The organism is Burkholderia sp. E168m22, assembly GCF_001319805.1.
GTDB classification, from domain to species: domain Bacteria; phylum Pseudomonadota; class Gammaproteobacteria; order Burkholderiales; family Burkholderiaceae; genus Burkholderia; species Burkholderia orbicola.
Window position 1 is genome coordinate 26028 of the sequence record NZ_BBSK01000026.1, and the last position, 16920, is coordinate 42947.

At 67.1% G+C, this 16920-nt stretch carries 15 protein-coding genes; 9 read left to right on the forward strand and 6 right to left on the reverse strand.

The features are described from left to right. Window positions 1–91 precede the first annotated feature (91 nt). Window positions 92–919 (reverse strand): DNA-3-methyladenine glycosylase, encoded by an 828-nt coding sequence (locus AP428_RS08000; RefSeq protein ID WP_054927951.1) that lies wholly within the window; start codon window positions 917–919, stop codon window positions 92–94. A gap of 43 nt (window positions 920–962) precedes the next feature. After that, entirely contained in the window at window positions 963–2360 is a 1398-nt protein-coding gene (cysS, locus tag AP428_RS08005; protein ID WP_006478431.1) for a cysteine--tRNA ligase, read from the reverse strand. A gap of 234 nt (window positions 2361–2594) precedes the next feature. On the opposite strand from cysS, the gene AP428_RS08010 reads away from it, so the two are divergent. The 4 genes from AP428_RS08010 (at window position 2595) to AP428_RS08025 (ending at window position 5339) form a co-directional block, all read left to right on the forward strand. Continuing rightward, window positions 2595–3317, forward strand: a complete 723-nt coding sequence (locus AP428_RS08010; RefSeq protein ID WP_027812922.1) for a tetratricopeptide repeat protein — start codon at window positions 2595–2597, stop codon at window positions 3315–3317. A 39-nt stretch (window positions 3318–3356) separates the two neighbouring features. Then, window positions 3357–3932 carry a peptidylprolyl isomerase gene (locus AP428_RS08015; RefSeq protein ID WP_006478429.1) on the forward strand — a complete coding sequence of 192 codons (576 nt, stop codon included), beginning with the start codon at window positions 3357–3359 and terminating at the stop codon, window positions 3930–3932. 88 nt (window positions 3933–4020) lie between these two features. After that, window positions 4021–4512, forward strand: coding sequence for a peptidylprolyl isomerase (locus AP428_RS08020; protein ID WP_006478428.1), 492 nt, complete (start codon window positions 4021–4023; stop codon window positions 4510–4512). 26 nt (window positions 4513–4538) lie between these two features. Continuing rightward, complete coding sequence (locus AP428_RS08025; protein ID WP_006478427.1) at window positions 4539–5339, forward strand: UDP-2,3-diacylglucosamine diphosphatase; 801 nt, start codon at window positions 4539–4541, stop codon at window positions 5337–5339. 52 nt (window positions 5340–5391) lie between these two features. Here the strand turns inward: AP428_RS08025 and cysE are convergent, their stop codons facing one another. Beyond that, on the reverse strand, window positions 5392–6165 hold the full coding sequence (cysE, locus tag AP428_RS08030) for a serine O-acetyltransferase (RefSeq protein WP_027812921.1): 774 nt from the start codon (window positions 6163–6165) through the stop codon (window positions 5392–5394). Between the two features lie 307 nt (window positions 6166–6472). Beyond that, a complete protein-coding gene (locus AP428_RS08035; RefSeq protein WP_054927952.1) occupies window positions 6473–7297 on the reverse strand; it encodes an RNA methyltransferase in 825 nt (274 codons plus the stop codon). 280 nt (window positions 7298–7577) lie between these two features. Here AP428_RS08035 and AP428_RS08040 point away from each other — a divergent pair, with 280 nt between their 5' ends. Both AP428_RS08040 and AP428_RS08045 read left to right on the forward strand, forming a co-directional pair. Then, window positions 7578–8381: an inositol monophosphatase family protein gene (locus tag AP428_RS08040; RefSeq protein WP_006493635.1), complete on the forward strand. Its 804-nt coding sequence runs from the start codon at window positions 7578–7580 to the stop codon at window positions 8379–8381. Between the two features lie 307 nt (window positions 8382–8688). Continuing rightward, window positions 8689–10311 (forward strand): NAD(P)/FAD-dependent oxidoreductase, encoded by a 1623-nt coding sequence (locus AP428_RS08045; RefSeq protein WP_054927953.1) that lies wholly within the window; start codon window positions 8689–8691, stop codon window positions 10309–10311. Between the two features lie 226 nt (window positions 10312–10537). Here AP428_RS08045 and AP428_RS08050 read toward each other — a convergent pair whose 3' ends face one another. Beyond that, a complete protein-coding gene (locus AP428_RS08050; RefSeq protein WP_027805802.1) occupies window positions 10538–10864 on the reverse strand; it encodes an EthD family reductase in 327 nt (108 codons plus the stop codon). Between the two features lie 343 nt (window positions 10865–11207). Between AP428_RS08050 and mutS the strand changes: the two genes are divergently transcribed. Then, window positions 11208–13865, forward strand: a complete 2658-nt coding sequence (gene mutS / locus AP428_RS08055; RefSeq protein ID WP_054927954.1) for a DNA mismatch repair protein MutS — start codon at window positions 11208–11210, stop codon at window positions 13863–13865. 4 nt (window positions 13866–13869) lie between these two features. Beyond that, window positions 13870–15117, forward strand: a complete 1248-nt coding sequence (locus AP428_RS08060) for a hypothetical protein (RefSeq protein ID WP_054927963.1) — start codon at window positions 13870–13872, stop codon at window positions 15115–15117. Here the strand turns inward: AP428_RS08060 and AP428_RS08065 are convergent. Next, the gene (locus AP428_RS08065; protein ID WP_011694320.1) at window positions 15097–15639 is read right to left on the reverse strand and encodes a peptidylprolyl isomerase; all 543 of its coding nucleotides are present in this window, start codon (window positions 15637–15639) and stop codon (window positions 15097–15099) included. The genes AP428_RS08060 and AP428_RS08065 overlap by 21 nt on opposite strands. A gap of 32 nt (window positions 15640–15671) precedes the next feature. On the opposite strand from AP428_RS08065, the gene AP428_RS08070 reads away from it, so the two are divergent. Beyond that, a complete protein-coding gene (locus AP428_RS08070) occupies window positions 15672–16892 on the forward strand; it encodes a cupin domain-containing protein (protein ID WP_054927955.1) in 1221 nt (406 codons plus the stop codon). Window positions 16893–16920 lie beyond the last annotated feature (28 nt).

Consider the following 16920-nt stretch of genomic DNA (forward strand, 5'->3'; position numbering starts at 1 on the left):
TTGGGTCTTGCGGCAGCGCGTATTCTACCCGCGCGGGCGACGCTCAAAACCGGCTCTCAACTATTGATGTTTAAAACCCGATAGCCGACGCTCAGGCGTCGGCGTCGGGCGCATCGAGGCTGCGCCACATGTACCAGGTCGCGACGGTGCGCCACGGCTCCCAGTTGGCCGCGACCTCGCGCGCCTCGCTGCGCGTGACGGGTTCCCCGCTGAAGTAATTGACGCTGATCGCACGGATCAGGCCCGGGTCGTCGAGCGGCAGCACGTCCGGCCGCGACAGGTTGAAGATCAGGAACATCTCGGCCGTCCAGCGGCTGATGCCGCGGATCTGCGTGAGTTCCGCGATCACGTCCTCGTCGTCCATCGACGTCCATTTGTCGACGTGCAGCGCCCCCGACACGAAATGCTGCGCGAGATCGAGGATGTATTCCGTCTTGCGTTTCGACAGCCCGCACGCGATCAGCTTGTCCGCGCCGAGCCGGATCACCGGTTGCGGCGCGAGTTTCGGGCAGGCGTCCTCGATGCGCGCCCACAGCGACTGGGCGGACGGCACCGAAATCTGCTGGCCGACGACCGAGCGCGCGAGCGTGACGAACGGGTCGCCGCGCTTCACGAGATGCGCGGGACCGAACTTCGGAATCAGCTTCTTCAGAATCCGGTCGCGCTTGACGAGGTCCGCGCACGCCTTGTCCCAATAGGCGGGACGCACGACACCCTCCTCGCCGCCCGCTTCGGACGCACGTGTCTTGCGGGCCGTGTCGGCGGCCGGCTGCGCGGCCGTCGGCTGCGCATGACCGTTCAGCGCGCCGTTCGGCACGGCGCGCGTCGCGTCCGCCTTCGCCGCCGGTACGCGCTTGGCTGCCGGACGCGCGGCGACCGGGGTCGCGCGCCTGACCGGCGCTTTTCTGGCCGTTGCCATCTTGCCTCCTACCTGACGGATCGGTCAGTGGAACGCGCTGCGCTCATACGCGACGCCATTCGGTCGATCCGCCCGGTTTGTCTTCAAGTGCGATGCCGGCTTCGAGCAATTCCGCCCGGATCCGGTCCGCTTCGGCATAGTCCTTCGCTTGCTTCGCCGCAACGCGCGCGGCGATCTGCGCTTCGATCTCGTCGGCCGCGAGCCCGCCCGCCTGCGCGGCGCCGGACGCCTGCTGCAGGAACGCGCGCGGTTCGCGGCCCAGCAGGCCGAGCAGGCCCGCCAGCTGTTTCAGTTGCCGTGCGAGCGAGGCATCGCGCGTGCGGTTGACTTCACCCGCCAGCTCGAACAGCGTCGCCACCGCGACCGGCGTGTTGAAATCGTCGTTCATCGCCGCCGCGAAACGTTGCGCGTGCGGCTCGTTCCAGTCGAGCGCGAGCGTGTCGGGCTCGACGTCCTTCAGCGCGGTGTACAGACGCGTGAGCGACGCGCGCGCGTCGTCGAGATGCACGTCGCTGTAATTGAGCGGCGAACGGTAGTGCGTGCGCACGATGAAGAAGCGCACGACTTCCGCGTCGTAACGCTCGAGCACCTCGCGGATCGTGAAGAAGTTGCCGAGCGATTTCGACATCTTCTCGTTGTCGACCTGCACGAAGCCGTTGTGCATCCAGTAGTTGACGAACGTCTCGCCGGTCGCGCCTTCGCTTTGCGCGATCTCGTTCTCGTGGTGCGGGAATTGCAGGTCCTGCCCGCCGCCGTGGATGTCGAAATGATTGCCGAGCAGCGAGCAGCCCATCGCCGAGCACTCGATGTGCCAGCCCGGGCGGCCCATCCCGTACTTCGACGCCCACGACGCGCCTTCCGGCTCGTCCGCCTTCGCGCGCTTCCACAGCACGAAGTCGAGCGGATCCTGCTTTGCATCGTTCGCGGCGACGCGCTCGCCCGCGCGGAGATCGTCGAGCGACTTGCCCGACAGCTTCCCGTAGTCTGCGAACTTGCGCACCGAGTAATTGACGTCGCCGTCGGCCGCCTGATACGCGTAGCCGTTCGTCTCGAGCGTCTCGATCATGCCGAGCATCTGCGGGATGAACTGCGTCGCGCGCGGCTCGACGTCGGGCCGCTGGATGCCGAGCGCGGTTTCATCCTCGTGCATCGCGCCGATGAAGCGGTCGGTCAGCGACTTGATCGTCTCGCCGTTCTCGACCGCGCGGCGGATGATCTTGTCGTCGATGTCGGTGATGTTGCGCACGTACGTGACCCGATAGCCGATCGCACGCAGCCAGCGCTGGACGAGGTCGAACACGACCAGCATGCGCGCGTGGCCCACGTGACAATAGTCGTAGACGGTGATCCCGCATACGTACATCCGCACTTCGCCGGGCTGGCGCGGCACGAAAACTTGCTTGTCACGCGCGAGCGTGTTGTAGATGCGCAGTGATTCCATAGAGATGAACCGTGAGCCGAAGGAAACCGCCCTGGCGAAGCTCGCCCAGCATGTGAAACGGACGGACCATCTGCTGCGGCGCCAGGCCGCGCGTCCTCGATATCACATGGGGCGGTCAGGCTGCAAGCACAGCGGTGACGGCCACGAGAGGCTAAGAAAGACTGTCTGCCGCTCGCCGGAACGCGCAGACGTTTTGTTAGAATGGCTCGGAGTATAACATTCCGATTTACGCCTATGAAACCTCATCGCGGCCGCGCGCCGAGCGCTGCGACCCTCGTTGCGACCACCGTCATGGGCGTCGCGCTGACGCTTTTCGCGGCTCCCGCGGCGCATGCGCAAAAGGCCCCGGCGGTCGCCGACGGCACTCCCGAAATCGACGCGTCGATCGCCGGCAAGCAGTGGCAGCAGGCGCTCGCGCAGCTCGACGCGCGCATCGCGTCGAACCCGCACGACGTGCAGGCGCAGTTCAAGCGCGGCACCGTGCTGGCCCGCCTGAACCGCGACGACGACGCGATCCAGCAGTTCGTCGCGATCACGCAGGCGTACCCCGAACTGCCCGAGCCGTACAACAACCTCGCGGCGCTCTACGCGAAGCACGGCCGCTATGACGAGGCGCGCACCGCGCTCGTCACCGCGACGCAATCGAACCCGGGCTACTCGCTCGCGTACGAGAACCTCGGCGATCTCTACCTGCGCCTCGCGGCCGAATCGTACAAGCGCGCGCAATCGCTCGGCCGCACGAGCGGCGCGACCGCGCAGCGCCTCGCCGATCTGCAGAAGATCGTGTCGCCGTCGAAAGCCGCGCCGAACGCCCGCGCGACGACGCCGGCCACGCGCGACTACACCGACCGCGCCGCCGCGAACGTGAGCACCACCACGCTGCCGATGTCGCCGACGTTCCAGTTCAGCGGTCCGTCGGGCGCACTGGCGGCACCGTACGTCGCGCCGTCGCAATAAGCGGCGCGGCCTTCCTTCCCTCCCAACCTGAGGATCGCAATGAAACGTCTGTTGCTGGCGCTTGGCGGCGCCGCCCTTCTCGCGACCGCGCCCGCGTTCGCGCAAACGGCCACCGCGCACCCCGTCGTGCAGCTGAAGACCTCGCAGGGCGACATCCGCGTCGAGCTCTATCCGGAGAAGGCGCCGAAATCCGTCGCCAACTTCCTCGATTACGTGAAGGCCGGCCAATACAACGGCACGATCTTCCATCGCGTGATCAAGGGCTTCATGATCCAGGGCGGCGGCTACAAGACCAACTTCGAGGAAAAGCCGACCCGCGCGCCGATCCCGCTGGAAAGCCGCAATGGTCTGAAGAACCTGACGGGCACGATCGCAATGGCGCGCACGAGCGATCCGAATTCGGCCACCGCGCAGTTCTTCATCAATACGGTCGACAACGGCGGCCTCGACTATCCGAACCCGGACGGCAACGGCTATGCGGTGTTCGGCAAGGTCGTGTCGGGCCTCGACGTCGTGAAGAAGATCGAAGGCGTGGCGACGACCTCGCGCGGCCCGATGCAGGACGTACCGGCGCAACCGGTCGTGATCGAATCGGCGAGCATCGTCTCGAAGTAAGCACCTGCCGGCACGTCCGGCGCCACACGCGGCCGCGTCGCACGACCGGCCGCGTGCCATTTAAACCGCCTCACCGAAGGAATTCATCATGGTTGAACTGCATACGAACCACGGCGTGATCAAGCTCGAACTCGACGCCGCGAAGGCACCGAAGACGGTCGAGAACTTCCTGAACTACGTGAAGAAGGGCCATTACGACGGCACCGTGTTCCATCGCGTGATCAACGGCTTCATGATCCAGGGCGGCGGCTTCGAGCCGGGCCTGAAGCAGAAGCCGACCGACGCGCCGATCGACAACGAAGCGAACAACGGCCTGAAGAACGACAACTACACGGTCGCGATGGCACGCACGAACGATCCGCACTCGGCGACCGCCCAGTTCTTCATCAACGTGAACGACAACGACTTCCTGAACCACTCGTCGCCGACGCCGCAGGGCTGGGGCTACGCAGTGTTCGGCAAGGTCGTCGAAGGCCAGGACGTGGTCGACAAGATCAAGGGCGTCAAGACGGGCAACGCCGGCTTCCATCAGGACGTGCCGACCGACGACGTCGTGATCGAAAAGGCCGTGGTGGTCTGACGCATAGTCGTTACGGAGGCACTTCGATGTTGCAGGAGAGTCCGCCGCGAAGCGTCTCCGCGGGCGTGCCGGGCGAGCGCGAGTACGCGCAAGCCGCACGCCCGTTCCTGTTTCTCTCCGATCTGCACCTGAGCGAGGCGATTCCGAAGACGGTCGCCGCGTTCGAGCATTTCGTGAAATACACCGCCGACAGCGCCGACTCGGTGTTCATCCTCGGCGACCTGTTCGAATACTGGATCGGCGACGACATCCTCGACGACGATCCGTTCGCCGCGCGCATGGCCGCGCTGATGCACACGTTCTCGGAACGCGGCATCGCGCTCTACGTGATGCACGGCAACCGTGATTTCCTGCTCGGCCGGCGCTTCATGAAGGCGGCCGGCGCGATGCTGCTGCCCGACCCGTCACTGATCATGGCGTTCGGCCAGCGCATCGTGCTAGCGCACGGCGACGCGCAATGCACGGCCGACCGCGGCTACCAGGTGTTCCGGCGCTTCGCGCGCAATCGCGTCGCGCAATGGCTGTTTCTCGCCTGGCCGTTCCGCTGGCGCCGCGCGCTCGCGCAGCGCATGCGCTCGAACAGCGAAGCGGGCCGGATGCGCCCGGCTTCGGCCATCTACGACGTCACGCGGGATGGCGTGGCCGCGCTGTTCCGGAAAAGCCGCGCGAGCGTGATCATTCACGGCCACACGCACCGCCCCGCGCGCCACGCGGAACCGGGCGGAATCCGCTGGGTGCTGCCCGACTGGGATCTCGATCACGGCACGCCGCGCGGCGGCTACCTGCGCGTCGACGCGGAAGGCATCCACGCGATGCCGCTCGACTGACGCCGGCGCTGCCGTCGCACTGACCGGCAGCGATCAGCGCCCATCGCGTGGGTTACGTCTGGCGTTCGACCGTCTTGCCTTCCAGCACCGCTGACAGCCTGCGCAGGTCGAGGCGCGCCGCGTCGGCGCCCTGCAGCGTTTCCAGATGCGTGCCGAGCCGCTCGAGCGCCGCGACGATCTCGTCGACGCGACGGCTTTCCTTCGCCGCGTGATCGATCAGCCCGTGAATCGCGAGCGACATCGGATCGTCGGCGTTCGGCGTGATCCCGTACGCGCTGAATGCCGCGCGCTCGGTCTGCGGCTTCGGCTGCGCCGGCATCACGATGCGTGCCGGGTTGCCGACCGCGGTGCCGCCGGGCGGCACCGGTTTGACGACCACCGCGTTCGACCCGATCTTCGCGCCCGCGCCCACCGTGAAACCGCCGAGCACCTTCGCGCCGGCGCCGACGATCACGCCGGCCTCGAGCGTCGGGTGGCGCTTCGCGCCGCGCGTGAGCGACGTGCCGCCCAGCGTCACGCCCTGATAGATGGTGCAGTCGTCGCCGATGATCGCCGTCTCGCCGATCACGACGCCCATGCCGTGATCGATGAATACGCGCCGGCCGATCGTCGCGCCGGGGTGGATCTCGATGCCAGTCAGGAACCGGCCGGCCTGCGACACGAACCGCGCGAGCCAGTAGCGCTTCGCGCGCCAGCATGCGTGCGCGAAACGGTGCAGCACGAGTGCATGCAGCCCCGGATAACAGGTCAGCACTTCCCACGCACTGCGAGCGGCGGGATCCCGCTCGCGAATCGTTGCGACGTCTTCGCGCAGTCTCGTGAACATGATATGTGATCTGGGAAAAGGCCGGCGCGCATCGCCGGCAATGCCGGCCGTTATCGCGCCGGGTAATTTACTTATGACGTCCGGCGATTGTAGGGCCAGTCGTGCCCGGCCGCACGCGGCCGCGCGTTCACCCCGCCGTCGGCACGGGTATTCGGCCGGGACGCTTGCTACGCCGGGGTTTCCGGGGCCGATCGGTCGGGAGAAACAGCAGGTTCGACGCGTGCGGTCGGTCGACACATGGCCCGGCCGAATGCACGCCGCATCGAGCGAACTCCCCCGCCCCCCCGGCAATCGGAGCGCCGGCCGCTTACGCGTCGCCGCCTGGTTTGCCCGACTTCAGCAGGATGTGCTTCGCGATGCCGCGCAGGATGTTGACCTCCTCGCGCTCGAGGCCCGTGCGCGCGAACAGGCGCCGCAGCCGCGGCATCAGCTTCTTCGGATTGCGCGGATCGAGGAAGTCGAGCGCGATCAACGCGTTCTCGAGGTGCACGTACATCCGCTCGATCTCGTCGCTCTGCGCGAGCGTGCCGGCTTCGGCCTGCGGCTGTGCCGACGGCTCGCTCGCCTGCTCGAGAAACGCGACGCGCAACTCGTATGCGAGCACCTGCACGGCCTGCGCGAGATTCAGCGAACTGTAGGCCGGGTTGGCCGGAATGTGCGCGAGCGCGCTGCACTGCTCGACATGCTCGTTCGCGAGACCGGTGCGCTCGTTGCCGAACACGAGCGCGATGTCGCCCGTGCCGACCTGCGCGCTCGCCTGTGCGGCAGCCGCGCGCGGCGCGAGGCGTGGCGGGCCGTATTCGCGCGTGCGCGCGGTCAGCGCGATCGACCAGTGCACGCCGGACAGCGCTTCGCCGAGCGTCGGCACGACATGCGCGGACGCGAGGACGTCGTCCGCACCGCTGGCCATCGCGATCGCCTCGGGGTCGCTCTGCACGTGCGGCACGCGCGGCGCGACCAGCACGAGGCGCGAAAAGCCCATCGTCTTCAGCGCGCGAGCGGCCGCCCCGACGTTGCCGGGATGGCTCGGCTCGACGAGCACGAAGCGGGTGGACGTGAAGCCGCCGGACGGCGGCGGGGACGAGGCCGCGCCCGATTCGGACGGCGCGGCGGTGTTCTGCGGAGTTTCCACTACGATACGACTCGGTTCATCAGAATGGCCGTATGGTATCGCCATCGCCCCGGCAAACCCACTCGTCCGGATGGCCAGTGGGGGTTTCCCCGCATGCCGGTCGCCTGAAACCGCCGAAAATCGGGTAAAATCATGCCTTTACGCGTTGCGCCCGGCGCAGCGCGGGTCGTACCCCGCTCTTTGTCAATTCGCGTCTCACCTCGCCCCGGCACGCTTGCGCCGTTCCGGGCGGTTGTCCCACTTCGTGGCGGCCCTGCCGCCGGCTACAGGATCCAGGCTCATGCATCCCATGCTCAACATTGCTGTCAAGGCTGCGCGCCGCGCCGGACAGATCATCAATCGCGCGTCCCTCGATCTCGACCTGATCGAGATCCGCAAGAAGCAGCAGAACGACTTCGTCACCGAAGTGGACAAGGCCGCCGAAGACGCGATCATCGAGACGCTGAAGACCGCCTACCCCGACCACGCGATCCTCGCGGAGGAATCGGGCGAATCCGACAACGAATCCGAATTCAAGTGGATCATCGATCCGCTCGACGGCACGACCAACTTCATCCACGGCTTCCCGTACTACTGCGTATCGATCGCGCTCGAGCACAAGGGCGTCGTCACGCAGGCCGTCGTCTACGATCCGAACAAGAACGACCTGTTCACGGCCACCCGCGGCCGCGGCGCGTACCTGAACGACCGCCGCATCCGCGTCGGCCGCCGCGACCGCCTGGCAGATGCACTCGTCGGCACGGGCTTCCCGTTCCGCGAGAAGGACGGCCTCGACGCCTACGCACGCCTCTTCACCGAAATGACGCAGGCCTGCACGGGCCTGCGCCGCCCGGGCGCGGCGGCACTCGATCTCGCGAACGTCGCGGCCGGCCGCCTCGACGCGTTCTTCGAGCAAGGCATCAACGTGTGGGACATGGCGGCGGGCAGCCTGCTGATCACCGAGGCCGGCGGCCTCGTCGGCAACTACACGGGCGACGCCGATTTCCTGCATCGCCACGAGATCGTCGCCGCGAACCCGAAGATCTACGCGCAGATGATCCCGATCCTGAACCGCTACAGCCGCGTGCATCCGGCAGCGGAGTAAGCCCGGGCCGCGCCTGCGTGGCGCGGCTTTCACGCAAACCGCTCGCGCGGCATCGTCATGATGGCGCGCCGATCGCCCGACACGCGGGACAATTTTCCGCGCACACGGGCCGCTTCGTGCGCCTATCCTGAAGTTGCCCGAGTTGCCCGGACGAGTCGGCGTACTGCCGCCCGCACCGCTTGTCCCGCAACGACAGCGAAGGGTTTGCGTCCGGCATGCCCGCGCGGCGAACGACGCCGCCGCCGGGGTGCCGGCCCCGCCTGTATCAACACCGCCACGGCGCCGTGGCAATCGCATCCGAGTCCCCATGTTACGGCTAAGCGAAATTAAACTCCCACTCGACCACCCCGAGAGCGCGCTCGAGGCCGCGATTCGCGCGCGCCTCGCGGAACTCGGCGTGGCGCCAGACGAACTGCTCCGTTACACCGTGTTCCGCCGCGCGCACGACGCGCGCAAGCGTGCCGACATCAAGCTCACGTATATCGTCGATATCGACGTCAAGGACGAAGCGGCCGCGCTCGAGCGCATCGCCGGCAAGCCGCATTGCGGCGTGACGCCCGACATGGCGTACCACTTCGTCACGAAGGCGCCCGAACACGCCGACTTCCTGCGCCCGGTCGTCATCGGCATGGGGCCGTGCGGACTGTTCGCGGGGCTGATCCTCGCGCAGATGGGGTTCCGTCCCATCATCCTCGAACGCGGCAAGGCCGTGCGCGAGCGCACCAAGGACACCTTCGGCCTGTGGCGCAAGAGCGTGCTCAATCCCGAATCCAACGTGCAGTTCGGCGAAGGCGGCGCGGGGACGTTTTCCGATGGCAAGCTGTACAGCCAGATCAAGGATCCGAACCACTATGGCCGCAAGGTCCTGGACGAATTCGTCAAGGCCGGCGCGCCCGAGGACATCCTGTACCTGAGCCGGCCGCACATCGGCACGTTCCGCCTCGTCAGCATGGTGGAAAAAATGCGCGCGTCGATCCACGAACTCGGTGGCGAAGTGCGTTTCGAAACCCGCGTCGACGACATCGAAATCGACCAGGGCAAGGTGCGCGCGCTCAAGCTGTCGAACGGCGAAACGCTGCGGTGCGACCGCGTGGTGCTGGCCGTGGGCCACAGCGCGCGCGACACGTTCCAGATGCTGCACGACCGCGGCGTCTATATCGAAGCGAAACCGTTCTCGCTTGGTTTCCGCATCGAGCATCCGCAGGGGCTGATCGATCGCAGCCGCTTCGGCAAGTTCGCGGGCCACAAGCAGCTCGGCGCGGCCGACTACAAGGTGGTCCACCACTGCAGCAACGGGCGCGCGGTCTACAGCTTCTGCATGTGCCCGGGCGGCACGGTGGTCGCCGCGACCTCGGAGCCGGGCCGCGTGGTCACCAACGGGATGAGCCAGTATTCCCGCGCGGAACGCAACGCGAATGCGGGCATCGTCGTCGGCATCACGCCGGACGATTATCCGGGCGGCCCGCTCGCCGGCATCGCGTTCCAGCGCAAATGGGAAGAACGCGCGTTCGAGCTCGGCGGCGGGGACTACCGCGCGCCGGGCCAGCTGGTCGGCGATTTCATCGCGGGCCGGCCGTCGACGTCGCTGGGCTCGGTGGAGCCGTCGTACAAGCCCGGCGTGAATCCGACCGACCTCAGTACCGCACTGCCGGACTACGTGATCGAGGCGATCCGCGAAGCGCTGCCCGAGATCGACAAGAAGATCGCCGGCTTCGCGATGCACGACGCCGTGCTCACCGGCGTGGAGACGCGCACGTCGTCGCCGATCCGGATTCGACGCAAGGACGACTACCAGAGCATGAACGTCGAAGGCCTGTATCCGGCCGGCGAAGGCGCGGGATATGCGGGCGGCATCTATTCGGCGGCGATCGACGGCATCGAAGTCGCGCAGGCGGTGGCGCTCAGTCTGACGTCGGGGCACGCGTCCTGACCTGCGGCGCAGGGTCGGGGCGCGCAGGTGCGTGACCTGAGCGCCGCCGGCCTGCCCCGCCGTGGCTTCATGGAGCTTCACTCGTGGCTCGACGCACGGAATTTCGTACCGCCCTTTCCGCGGCGGCAAGCGTATCCGATCAGGCCGAGCGAGCGCGATCCGCGCCACGATAGCGCGGGCGCTGCGTCATACACGGATGCGATGCCTGGCGATATCCGAACCCTGGTTAGCCTTCCGAACGCTCCACGACCACCTCACTGATTTGCAGCACGGGGCGTATATCCGTGTAATTGGCAATGTCGGCCATGATCTCCTGCGCGTGCGGATCGCGGGCTGCCTGAAAAGCTTCGATGGAAGTGCAGACGAAGTCACACTTGGCGACGTAAACAGGGTCCGCACCGGGAGCGCCGCCTGCGATACCCTTGTCCACCGTGTAGTACAGGCATGCCGCGCCGAGCCGCTGTTTCACCATTGGCATGTGCGTATCGCGGTAGTAAGCATGGTCGAAGCGCGCGCCTGCGGCGTACGGGTACATGACACTGACTTTGATCATCGAGGTTCTCCTGTTGCCGCACGGTAATCGAGGCGTCGTCGCCGGACAGACGACATCGAGGTCGCCGATATAGGCATGGCCAAGGTTGCTCCCGGACACGGCGAGCGCATTCTGCTGATTGTAAGTGAACCCGTCTTGCCAGTTTGGTGGCGCCGGATGCCCGACGCCGCGGGAGCGGCCCGGCGATCCCGGACGCTTCGTGGGTGGGCAGTCGGGCGAGTACCTCCATCAAATCGCGACGACCCGGCATCACCCGCCATCGGCCAAACGGCGAACTTCGCACGTGGACGTCGAAGCCACTGGTAAACTCGGGCAACCCAAGCAACAACTTCATGCCTGACCTATGACCACGCTGTCGCCCGAGGCCTTTGCCGGCCACACCCCGATGATGCAGCAGTACCTGCGCATCAAGGCCGATCATCCGGACACGCTCGTCTTCTACCGGATGGGCGACTTCTACGAGCTGTTCTTCGAGGACGCGGAAAAAGCGGCACGCCTGCTCGACCTGACCCTCACGCAGCGCGGCGCGTCGTCCGGCACACCGATCAAGATGGCCGGCGTCCCGCATCACGCGGTCGAGCAGTATCTGGCGAAGCTCGTGAAGATGGGCGAATCGGTCGCGATCTGCGAGCAGATCGGCGACCCCGCCACGTCGAAAGGCCCGGTCGAGCGCAAGGTCGTGCGCGTCGTCACGCCCGGCACGCTGACCGATGCCGCGCTGCTGTCCGACAAGAACGACGTCTACCTGCTCGCGATGTGTACCGGCCACAACAAGCGCGGCGTCGCGGTCAATATCGGCCTTGCATGGCTGAACCTCGCGAGCGGCGCATTGCGTCTCGCGGAAATCGAGCCCGACCAGCTTGCCGCCGCGCTCGAACGCATCCGGCCGGCCGAAATCCTGACGCCGGACGGCGCAACCGACGCCATTCCCGCCGGCGCGGGCGCAAGCAAGCGCGTGCCGGCCTGGCACTTCGACATCGCGTCGGGCACGCAGCGCCTGTGCGATCAGCTCGACGTCGCGAGCCTCGACGGGTTCGGCGCGCATTCGCTGACGAGCGCGTGCGGCGCGGCCGGCGCGCTGCTGCTCTATGCCGCGGCCACGCAAGGCCAGCAACTGCGGCACGTGCGCAGCCTGAAGGTGGAGAACGAAACCGAATACATCGGGCTCGACCCGGCCACGCGCCGCAACCTCGAATTGACCGAAACGCTGCGCGGCACCGAGTCGCCTACGCTGTATTCGCTGCTCGACACCTGCTGCACGACGATGGGCAGCCGCCTGTTGCGTCACTGGCTGCATCACCCGCCGCGCGCGTCGGTCGCCGCGCAGTCGCGCCAGCAGGCGATCGGCGCGCTGCTCGATGCACCAGCCAACGCGGGCCTCGATGCGCTGCGCAGTGCGCTGCGCCAGATCGCCGACGTCGAACGGATCACCGGGCGGCTCGCGCTGCTGTCCGCTCGCCCGCGCGACCTGTCGAGCCTGCGCGACACGTTCGCCGCGCTGCCGGCGCTGCGTGAGCGCATCAGCGCGATCGTCGCGAACGCGGATGCGCTCGCGCGCGTCGACGCGGCGCTCGCGCCCCCTGCCGAATGCCTCGACCTGCTGACGAGTGCGATCGCCCCCGAGCCGGCCGCGATGGTGCGTGATGGCGGCGTGATCGCACGTGGCTACGATGCCGAGCTCGACGAACTGCGCGACATTTCGGAGAACTGCGGGCAGTTCCTGATCGATCTCGAAGCGCGCGAGCGCGCGCGCACCGGCATCGCGAACCTGCGCGTCGAATACAACAAGGTGCACGGCTTCTACATCGAGGTCACGCGCGGCCAGACCGACAAGGTGCCCGACGACTACCGCCGCCGCCAGACGCTGAAGAACGCCGAGCGCTACATCACGCCGGAATTGAAGACCTTCGAGGACAAGGCGCTGTCCGCGCAGGAACGCGCGTTGGCGCGCGAGCGCGCGCTGTACGACTCGGTGTTGCAGGCGCTGCTGCCGTTCATCCCCGAATGCCAGCGCGTCGCCTCGGCCCTCGCCGAGCTCGACCTGCTGGCCGCCTTCGCCGAACGCGCGCGGGCGCTCGACTGGGTCGCGCCGACCTTCACCGACGAGATCGGCATCGAAATCGAACAGGGCCGCCACCCGGTCGTCGAAGCGCAGGTCGAGCAGTTCATCGCCAACGACTGCCGATTCGGCACCGAGCGCAAGCTGCTGCTGATCACCGGACCGAACATGGGCGGTAAGTCGACGTTCATGCGGCAGACCGCGCTGATCGCGCTGATGGCGTACGTCGGCAGCTACGTGCCGGCGAAGTCGGCGTGCTTCGGTCCGATCGACCGGATCTTCACGCGCATCGGCGCGGCCGACGATCTCGCGGGCGGCCGCTCGACCTTCATGGTCGAGATGACCGAAGCGGCGGCGATCCTCAACGACGCGACACCGCAAAGCCTCGTGCTGATGGACGAGATCGGCCGCGGCACGTCGACCTTCGACGGCCTTGCACTCGCCTGGGCCATCGCGCGCCACCTGCTGGCGCACAACGCGTGCTACACGTTGTTCGCGACGCACTACTTCGAGCTGACGCAACTGCCGGCCGAATTCCCGCAAGCGGCCAACGTCCACCTGTCGGCCGTCGAGCACGGCCACGGCATCGTGTTCCTGCACGCGGTCAACGAAGGCCCGGCGAACCAGAGCTACGGCCTCCAGGTTGCGCAACTCGCGGGCGTCCCGGCACCGGTGATCCGCGCCGCACGCAAGCACCTCGCGTATCTCGAACAGCAGTCGGCATCCCAGCACACGCCGCAACTCGATCTCTTCAGCGCGCCGCCCGCGGCCGTCGACGATCTCGAATGCGCGGACGCGCCGGCATTGCCCGACACGCCGCATCCGGCGCTCGAAAAGCTGCGCGACATCGATCCCGACGATCTGAAGCCGCGCGAGGCGCTCGACCTGCTGTATGAATTGCGCACGCTGGTCCGGTCGCACGATGCCGACGGGCACGCGTAAGCGCATGCCGCAGGGCCTGCCGGCCCGCGCCGCCGCCGCGCTCGTCGCGGCGGCGCTAGCGCTGGCGCAGGCCGATGCAGTGGCCGCGCCGCCCAAGCGCAGCGCAGCGCCCTATTCGTTCGCGGTCGTGTCGGGCGTCATCAATGCTCCGGCGGACGAACCGGCTGCGCAACGGCTGCTCGATGCGATAGCGCGCGAGCGCAATCTCGCGTTCGTCGTCTACGCAGGCGATCTCAAAGGCTCGAAGGAAGCATGCCGCGACGCGCTGTATTCGCAGCGCGGTGCGATCCTGGATGCGGCGCGCGTGCCGCTCGTGTTCATTCCCGGCCACGACGACTGGATCGCCTGCAACACCGCGGCCGGCGGCGGCTACGACCCGGTCGAGCGGCTCGACTTCCTGCGGCAGACGCTGCTCGCCGATTCGGCACTGCCCGATCCCGGCGCACTGCAGATCACGCGGGAGAGCGAAGTCGCACGGTTCCGGCCGTATCGCGAAAACGCACGCTGGATGCGCGACGACATCGTGTACGTCGCACTCAATGCGCCGGCGCCGAACAACCATTATTTGACCGCGGGCGGCCGCAACGGCGAATTCGAGGACCGCATCATCGCGAACGGCTTCTGGATCGATCACGCGGCCGAGTATGCGAAGCGGCGCGAAGCGCGCGCGATGGTCGTGATGTTCGAGGGCGACCCGCAGTTCGAACGCTATGAACGAGCGGAACGCTTTGCGTGGCTGCGTTTCAACCGGCCGCGCGTGCGCGACGGCTTCCGCGAGCTGAAACGAACGCTGGTGAAGGCGGCGGCGACGTTCCGCGGCCCGATACTAGTGATGCACGCGAGCGGCGAACCGCTGGCGAATGGCTTTCTGATCGACCGTCCGCTGCATGCCGACGATGGTGAGCTGGTAGGAAACGTCACGCGCGTCGCGATCGGACCGCGCCATCCGGCGAATCAGTGGGTGAAGGTGAGCGTATCGCCGGCACGGCAGACGATCTTCAACGTCAGCCTGCAGGAGGTGCCGAAGAACCTGCCCGTACCGCCCACCCTGCCGCTCGTGCCGCGCGACGACGTGCCGCTGCCGCAGATGCCGGAAATCCCCGCGCTGCCGGCGCTGCCCGACGCGTCGTCGGTCGCGCCGCCGTTGCAGGGTGACGGCGCCGCACCGGGCGGCGCGTCGTGGCCGGCCCCGCCCCCCGCATCAGGGCCGGCGCCGGGCCTGCCGGCAAGCTCAGTGCAGCGTACGCCCTGACGGCGCTTCGCCGTCTTCGTCGTCGTCCTCGTCGACGATCTCCAGCCCTTCCGCGCCATGCGCGTGCTCGTGCTCGATTTCGTCTTCGGTGGCTTCGCGAACGTCCTTCACGGTCAGCGCGAAACGCAGCGCCATGCCAGCCAGCGGGTGATTGCCGTCGAGCACGACTTTGTCCTCGGCGATATCGGTGACCGTATAGATCAGCGAGTCGGCTTCCTCGTCACCGTCTTCCGGCGTGCCTTCGAACTGCATGCCCACTTCGAGCGGCTCGGGAAAACGGTCGCGCGGCTCGATCTTCACGAGCTCGGGATCGTAGTCGCCGAACGCGTCCTCCGGCTCGAGCTGGATCTGCGCCTGGTAGCCTGCCTCGTGGCCGTCGAGCTGTTCCTCGATCTTGGGGAACGTGCCATCATAGCCGCCGTGCAGATAGACCATCGGCTCGTCGCTTTCCTCGATCAGATTGCCCTGTGCGTCCGACAGCTTGTAAGTGACCGACACGACGGTGTTTTTTGCGATTTTCATCCAATTCTCCCAAATACAAGTCTCATTATACGATGCGCAACCGGTCTCAAGCCGAACCGCGGGATACCGCTGCCGCCCCGCTCGGCGCGCCGCCCTCCGATCTTCCCACGCCGCTGCTCGGCGGCCTCACGCCGGCGCAATTCATGCGCGGCTACTGGCAAAAGAAGCCGCTGCTGATCCGCCAGGCGATCCCCGGCGTCGCGTCGCCGGTCACGCGCGATGCGCTGTTCGAGCTCGCCGCCGACTATGACGCGGAATCGCGATTGATCACCCATTTTCGTAACAAGTGGCAACTGGCGCACGGCCCGTTCGAACCCAACGCGCTGCCTGCCGTCACGCGCAAATCCTGGACCCTGCTCGTGCAGGGGCTCGACCTGCACGTCGACGCGGCGCGCGCGTTGCTCGACCGGTTCCGTTTCATCCCCGACGCGCGGCTGGACGACCTGATGATCTCGTATGCGACGGACGGCGGCGGCGTCGGCCCGCACTTCGACTCGTATGACGTGTTTCTGCTGCAGGTCGAAGGCCGGCGCCGCTGGCGGGTCGGTGCGCAGAAGGATCTGTCGCTGCAACCGGACGTGCCGCTGAAGATCCTCGAAAACTTCGAGCCGAGCGACGAATGGGTGCTGGAGCCCGGCGACATGCTGTACCTGCCGCCGCACATCGCGCACGACGGCGTGGCCGAAGGCGAGTGCATGACCTGCTCGATCGGCTTCCGGGCCCCGTCCGCCGGCGAGCTGGGCGCCCAGTTCCTGTACTACCTCGCGGAACGCGGCGGCCTGCGCGACGCGGGGGGCGACGATCTCTACCGCGATCCGAAGCAGCCGGCCGTCGACGCGCCCGCGCAACTGCCGCCGGCGATGGTCGAACGCGTGGCCGAGATCGTCGACGCGATCCGCTGGCGCAAGCGCGACGTCGCCGAATTCCTCGGCTGCTACCTGAGCGAACCGAAATCGAACGTCGTTTTCGACCCGCCCGAGCGCCCGCTGTCCGAGGCCGCATTCGTCACGCAAGCGTCACGCCGTGGCGTGCGTCTCGACAGAAGGGCCGCATTGATGTATAACGCGCGCTCGTACTTCATTAATGGCGAGGAAGGACCGCTCGAGCAAGCCGAGGAATGGCTGCCCGAACTGGCCAATCAACGTCAGATGGAGGCGAAACGGTTTGTAACACTATCCCGGGTTCCCTCGATGACAGCCTTGTTGCACGAGTGGTATCGTGCGGGCTGGATACGGGTCGGAAACCGGAATTAGTGTGAGTCGCCCCGTATGCCCGTACAGA

Bases quoted from the DNA above. Each gene is read 5' to 3' on its own strand.
- AP428_RS08000 (WP_054927951.1), bottom strand. From the start codon at position 919: ATGGCAACGGCCAGAAAAGCGCCGGTCAGGCGCGCGACCCCGGTCGCC.
- AP428_RS08010 (WP_027812922.1), top strand. From the start codon at position 2,595: ATGAAACCTCATCGCGGCCGCGCGCCGAGCGCTGCGACCCTCGTTGCG.
- AP428_RS08040 (WP_006493635.1), top strand. From the start codon at position 7,578: ATGCATCCCATGCTCAACATTGCTGTCAAGGCTGCGCGCCGCGCCGGA.
- cysE (WP_027812921.1), bottom strand. From the start codon at position 6,165: ATGTTCACGAGACTGCGCGAAGACGTCGCAACGATTCGCGAGCGGGAT.
- AP428_RS08015 (WP_006478429.1), top strand. From the start codon at position 3,357: ATGAAACGTCTGTTGCTGGCGCTTGGCGGCGCCGCCCTTCTCGCGACC.
- AP428_RS08070 (WP_054927955.1), top strand. From the start codon at position 15,672: ATGCGCAACCGGTCTCAAGCCGAACCGCGGGATACCGCTGCCGCCCCG.
- AP428_RS08020 (WP_006478428.1), top strand. From the start codon at position 4,021: ATGGTTGAACTGCATACGAACCACGGCGTGATCAAGCTCGAACTCGAC.
- AP428_RS08050 (WP_027805802.1), bottom strand. From the start codon at position 10,864: ATGATCAAAGTCAGTGTCATGTACCCGTACGCCGCAGGCGCGCGCTTC.
- mutS (WP_054927954.1), top strand. From the start codon at position 11,208: ATGACCACGCTGTCGCCCGAGGCCTTTGCCGGCCACACCCCGATGATG.
- AP428_RS08025 (WP_006478427.1), top strand. From the start codon at position 4,539: ATGTTGCAGGAGAGTCCGCCGCGAAGCGTCTCCGCGGGCGTGCCGGGC.
- AP428_RS08045 (WP_054927953.1), top strand. From the start codon at position 8,689: ATGTTACGGCTAAGCGAAATTAAACTCCCACTCGACCACCCCGAGAGC.
- AP428_RS08060 (WP_054927963.1), top strand. From the start codon at position 13,870: ATGCCGCAGGGCCTGCCGGCCCGCGCCGCCGCCGCGCTCGTCGCGGCG.
- AP428_RS08065 (WP_011694320.1), bottom strand. From the start codon at position 15,639: ATGAAAATCGCAAAAAACACCGTCGTGTCGGTCACTTACAAGCTGTCG.
- cysS (WP_006478431.1), bottom strand. From the start codon at position 2,360: ATGGAATCACTGCGCATCTACAACACGCTCGCGCGTGACAAGCAAGTT.